The sequence below is a fragment of the Streptomyces alkaliterrae genome (assembly GCF_007097205.2).
In the GTDB taxonomy this organism is placed as follows: domain Bacteria; phylum Actinomycetota; class Actinomycetes; order Streptomycetales; family Streptomycetaceae; genus Streptomyces; species Streptomyces alkaliterrae.
The window spans coordinates 1-4,788 of sequence record NZ_VJYK02000372.1; the positions used below are offsets into that span (position 1 = coordinate 1).

The 4,788-nt window shown below is 74.9% G+C and carries 2 protein-coding genes; both read left to right on the top strand.

All coding sequences use genetic code 11. The features are described 5' to 3' along the window. Positions 1–3,372, top strand: a 3,372-nt coding sequence (locus FNX44_RS23930; protein ID WP_228450164.1) for an ATP-dependent helicase, incomplete at its 5' end; no start/stop codon positions are given. Beyond that, positions 3,369–4,775, top strand: a complete 1,407-nt coding sequence (locus tag FNX44_RS23935) for a dipeptidase (RefSeq protein ID WP_143650985.1) — start codon at positions 3,369–3,371, stop codon at positions 4,773–4,775. The genes FNX44_RS23930 and FNX44_RS23935, both read left to right, overlap by 4 nt. Positions 4,776–4,788 lie beyond the last annotated feature (13 nt).

The following is a 4,788-nucleotide window of genomic DNA, read 5'->3' on the forward strand; positions in this document are numbered from 1 at the left end:
GCCCCGGCCCGGCTCACCCGCCCCGCGGAACTCAGCGAACTGCTCGGCATCCCGTTCACCGCCGAGCAGCTGCGCTGTGCCACCGCGCCGCTGGCCCCCCAGGTCATCGTGGCGGGCGCGGGCTCCGGGAAGACGACGGTCATGGCGGCCCGCGTGGTCTGGCTCGTCGGCACCGGGCAGGTCGCCCCGGAAGGCGTGCTCGGTCTCACCTTCACCAACAAGGCCGCCGGCGAGCTGGCCGAGCGGGTCCGCAGGGCGCTGGCGGAGACCGGCGTACTGGACGCGGCCGCCGGCGGGAACGGCGGTGAGGGCGAGGACGCGCCCGGCGAACCGGCCATCTCCACCTACCACGCCTTCGCCGGACGGCTGCTGAAGGACCACGGGCTGCGCCTCGGCGTGGAGCCGACGGCGCGGCTGCTGGCGGACGCCACCCGCTTCCAGCTGGCCGCCGCCGTGCTGCGGTCCGCCCCCGGGCCCTTCCACGCCCTCACCAAGTCGGTTTCCTCCCTGGTCACGGAGGTGCTGTCGCTCGACTCCGAGCTTTCCGAGCACCTCGTCGAGCCGGACCGGCTGCGCGCCCACGACCAGGCACTGCTGGCCGAGCTGGAGGGCGGCGGGGTCAGACTCACCAACGAGGCGCTGCGGCAGGTGCCGCGCACCGCGCGGGCCCGACTCGAACTCCTCGACCTCGTCCAGGAGTACCGGACCCGCAAGGCCCGCCGTGAACTCCTCGACTTCGGCGACCAGATCGCGGTCGCCGCCCGCCTCGCCCGGGACGTGCCGGAGGTCGGCCGACAGCTGCGGTCCGAGTACCAGGTGGTGCTGCTGGACGAGTACCAGGACACTTCCGTCGCCCAACGCGTCCTGCTCGCCGGGCTGTTCGGCCACGGCGGGCACCCCGTCACCGCCGTCGGAGACCCCTGCCAGGCGATCTACGGCTGGCGCGGCGCCTCCGTCGCCAACCTCGACGACTTCCCCCGCCACTTCCGCCGGGACGCCGCCCAGGCCGACGACGGGCTGGCCGAGCGCCACTCGCTGAGCGAGAACCGGCGCAGCGGCGGCCGACTGCTCGCCCTCGCCAACACCCTCGCCGCCCCGCTGCGCGAGCGGCACGAGGGCGTGGCGGCGCTGCGCCCCGCACCGGGCGCCGAGACCGACGGACGCGTACGCTGCGCGCTGCTGCCCACCCACGCCGAGGAACTGGAGTGGCTGGCCGACTCGCTCGCCCACCTCGTCCGCACCGGCACCGCCCCCGGCGACATCGCCGTGCTGTGCCGGACCGCCACCGACTTCCCGCGCATCCAGTCCGCCCTCACCGCGCGCGACGTGCCCGTCGAGGTCGTCGGCCTGTCCGGACTGCTGCACCTGCCGGAGGTCGCCGACCTGGTCGCCATGTGCGAGGTGCTTCAGGACCCCACCGCCAACGCCGCCCTCGTCCGACTGCTGAGCGGCCCGCGCTGGCGCATCGGCCCCCGCGACCTGGCCATGCTCGGCCGACGCGCGCGACTGCTCGTACCGCCGCCGGGCGGCGCCGAACAGGACCCGGCCCGACGGCTGGCGGCCGCCGTCGAGGGCACCGACCCCACCGAGGTCGTCTCCCTCGCCGACGCCCTCGACACTTTCCTCGAGTCCGGCGGCCACCAGGACGACCTGCCGTTCTCCGCCGCCGCCCGGGTCCGCTTCGCCCACTTCGCAGCCGAACTCCGCGACCTGCGCCGCTCGCTGGCCGACCCGCTGATGGACGTACTGCACCGGGTACTGACCGTCACCGGCCTGGAGGTGGAGCTCGCCGCCTCGCCGCAGGCGCTCGCCGCCCGCCGCCGGGAGACCCTGGGCCGCTTCCTCGACGTCGCCGCCGGCTTCGCCTCGCTGGACGGCGAGACCACCCTGCAGGCGTTCCTCGCCTTCCTGCGCGCCGCCGAGCAGTACGACCGCGGACTCGACGGCTCGCTGCCCGGCGGCGACAACACCGTCAAGGTGCTCACCGCGCACAAGTCCAAGGGCCTGGAGTGGGACGTCGTCGCCGTACCGGGGCTGGTGCGGGGGCAGTTCCCCAGCACTCGCGGCCAGACCTCCTGGCTGGCCGGCGCCGGCGTACTGCCCCACCCGTTGCGCGGCGACGCCGCGACGCTGCCCGAGCTGACCGGCTGGACGGCCCGGGACCGCAAGCAGTACGACACCGCCCTCGCCGACCACCAGGCGACAGAGGAGCTCCGGCTGGGCTACGTCGCGCTGACACGGCCGCGTTCGCTGCTGCTGGCCTCCGGCCACTGGTGGGGCCCGGAGCAGAAGAAGCCGCGCGGCCCCTCCGACTTCCTCACCGCCGTCCGCGACCACGTCGAGGCCGACCCCGCGAACGGCGAGGTCGAGCACTGGGCCGAGCCGCCCGCCGAGGGAGAGCAGAACCCGGCACTGGCCGAGCCGGCCACCGAGCAGACCTGGCCGCTGCCGCTGGACCCGGCCGCGTTGGAACGCCGCCGCGCCGCCGCCGACGCCGTACTCCACAGGCTGCGCCGGCACCGGCCCACCGCCCGCCCCGAGCCGGGCGCCGAGGACAACCCCGCCCGGGCAGGCCTGCCGCACCAGCGGGAGCGGTCTCCGGAACCGGAAGCGGGTCCGGCACGGCAGCTCACGCCGGAGGAACGCCGACTCGTCGCCTCCTGGGACCGGGACCTCGCCTCGCTCACCCAGGAGCTGCGGCAGGCCAGGCGCAAGGAGCGCGACGTCCCGCTGCCGCAGTCCCTGACCGCCTCGCAGCTGATGCGGTTGCAGGCCGACCCCGAGCGGTTCGCCGCCGACCTCGTGCGCCCCATGCCGCACCCGCCGCAACCGGCGGCGGCCCGGCGCGGCACCCGCTTCCACGCCTGGATCGAGTCGCGGCACGAGGCGCTGCCGCTGCCGCTGCTCGGTCCCGACGAACTGCCCGGTGGCAACGACTCGGAGACCGGTGCGCTGCCCGCGGAGATCGCCGACGAACGCGATCTGGCCGCACTCAAGGAGGCGTTCAGCCGCACCCCGTACGCGAGCCGCGTCCCGCACCGCGTCGAGGCGCCCTTCCAGCTGATGCTCGCCGGCCGGGTGATCAGGGGGCGGATCGACGCCGTGTACCGCGACGGGGACGGCTTCGAGATCGTCGACTGGAAGACCGGCCGCCGGCGCACCGCCGACCCGCTGCAGCTGGCCGTCTACCGGCTCGCCTGGGCCGAGCAGCACGGACTTCCGCTGACCGCGGTACGGGCGGCGTTTGTACACGTGCGGACCGGGGAAGTGATCCGGCCCACGGACCTGCCGGACCGCGCCGGCCTGGAACGGCTGCTGCTCACCGGCTCCCCCGAGGAGCCCGTCACCCCGCCGGATAGGCTCGGGGCATGAGCGACACCCCGGACAACGCCGTCCGCGACTTCGTGACCGACGGGCGAGAGCCGTTCCTGGACGAACTGCGGGAGTGGCTGCGCATCCCCTCGGTGTCCGCCGATCCGGAGCGTGCGGACGACGTGCGGCGCAGCGCCCGGTGGCTGGCCGAGGGACTGCGGCGGACCGGTTTCCCGACCGTCGAGGTCTGGGAGACCGACGGCCTGCCGGCGGTCTACGCGCACTGGCCGGCGGAGGACCCCGACGCGCCGACCGTGCTCGTCTACGGCCACCACGACGTCCAGCCGGCCGACCGCGCCGACGGCTGGCACAGCGAGCCGTTCGAACCCGCCGAGCGCGACGGCCGCCTCTACGCCCGGGGCGCCGCCGACGACAAGGGCCAGGTGTGGTTCCACACCCTCGGCCTCCGCGCGCACCTCGCCGCCACCGGCCGCCGAGCCCCGGCCGTCGGCCTCAAGCTGCTCATCGAGGGCGAGGAGGAGTCCGGCTCGCCGCACTTCCCCGCCCTCGTCGCCGCCCGGGCCGAGCGACTGGCCTGCGACGCCGTCCTGGTCTCCGACACCGGCATGTGGTCCCGGGACACCCCGACCGTCTGCACCGGGATGCGCGGCCTCACCGACTGCCAGATCGACCTCCGCGGCCCCGACCAGGACATCCACTCCGGCTCCTTCGGCGGCGCCGTGCCCAACCCGGCGCAGGCGGCGGCCGAGCTCGCCGCCGCCCTGCACGACGACCAGCGCCGCGTCACCGTGCCCGGCTTCTACGACGGCGTTGTCGAACTCACCGATCGCGAAAGGGAGTTGTTCGCCGAACTGCCGTTCGACGAGGACGACTGGCTGCGCAACGCGCACAGCCGCGCCACCCGGGGCGAGGAGGGCTACTCCACCCTGGAGCGGATCTGGGCCCGCCCCACCGCCGAGGTCAACGGCATCGGCGGCGGCTACCAGGGGCCGGGCGGCAAGACGATCGTCCCCTCCTCCGCGACGCTCAAGCTGTCCTTCCGGCTCGTCGCCGGACAGGACGCGGAGAAGGTGCAGCAGGCGGTACAGGAGTGGGTCGCGGCACGCGTACCGGCCGGCGTACGTCACGAGCTGACCTTCTGGGGAGCCACCCGGCCCTGCCTGACCCCGCTCGACCACCCCGCGCTGCGCTCCCTGAGCAGGGCCATGGAACGCGCCTTCGAGCAGCCCGTCCGCTACACCAGGGAAGGCGGTTCGGGGCCGGCGGCCGACCTCCAGGACATCCTCGACGTGCCCGTCCTCTTCCTCGGTATCTCCATCCCGTCGGACGGCTGGCACGCGCCGAACGAGAAGGTCGAGCTGGACCTGCTGCTGAAGGGCGCCGAGACCGCCGCCCACTTCTGGCAGGACCTGGCCGCCTCCTGGCGCCCGGACCGGCTGTAGCCCCCCCCCGCGT

What these genes read in the sequence shown, in the direction of transcription:
- FNX44_RS23935 (WP_143650985.1), top strand. Translation starts at nt 3,369, where the DNA reads ATGAGCGACACCCCGGACAACGCCGTCCGCGACTTCGTGACCGACGGG.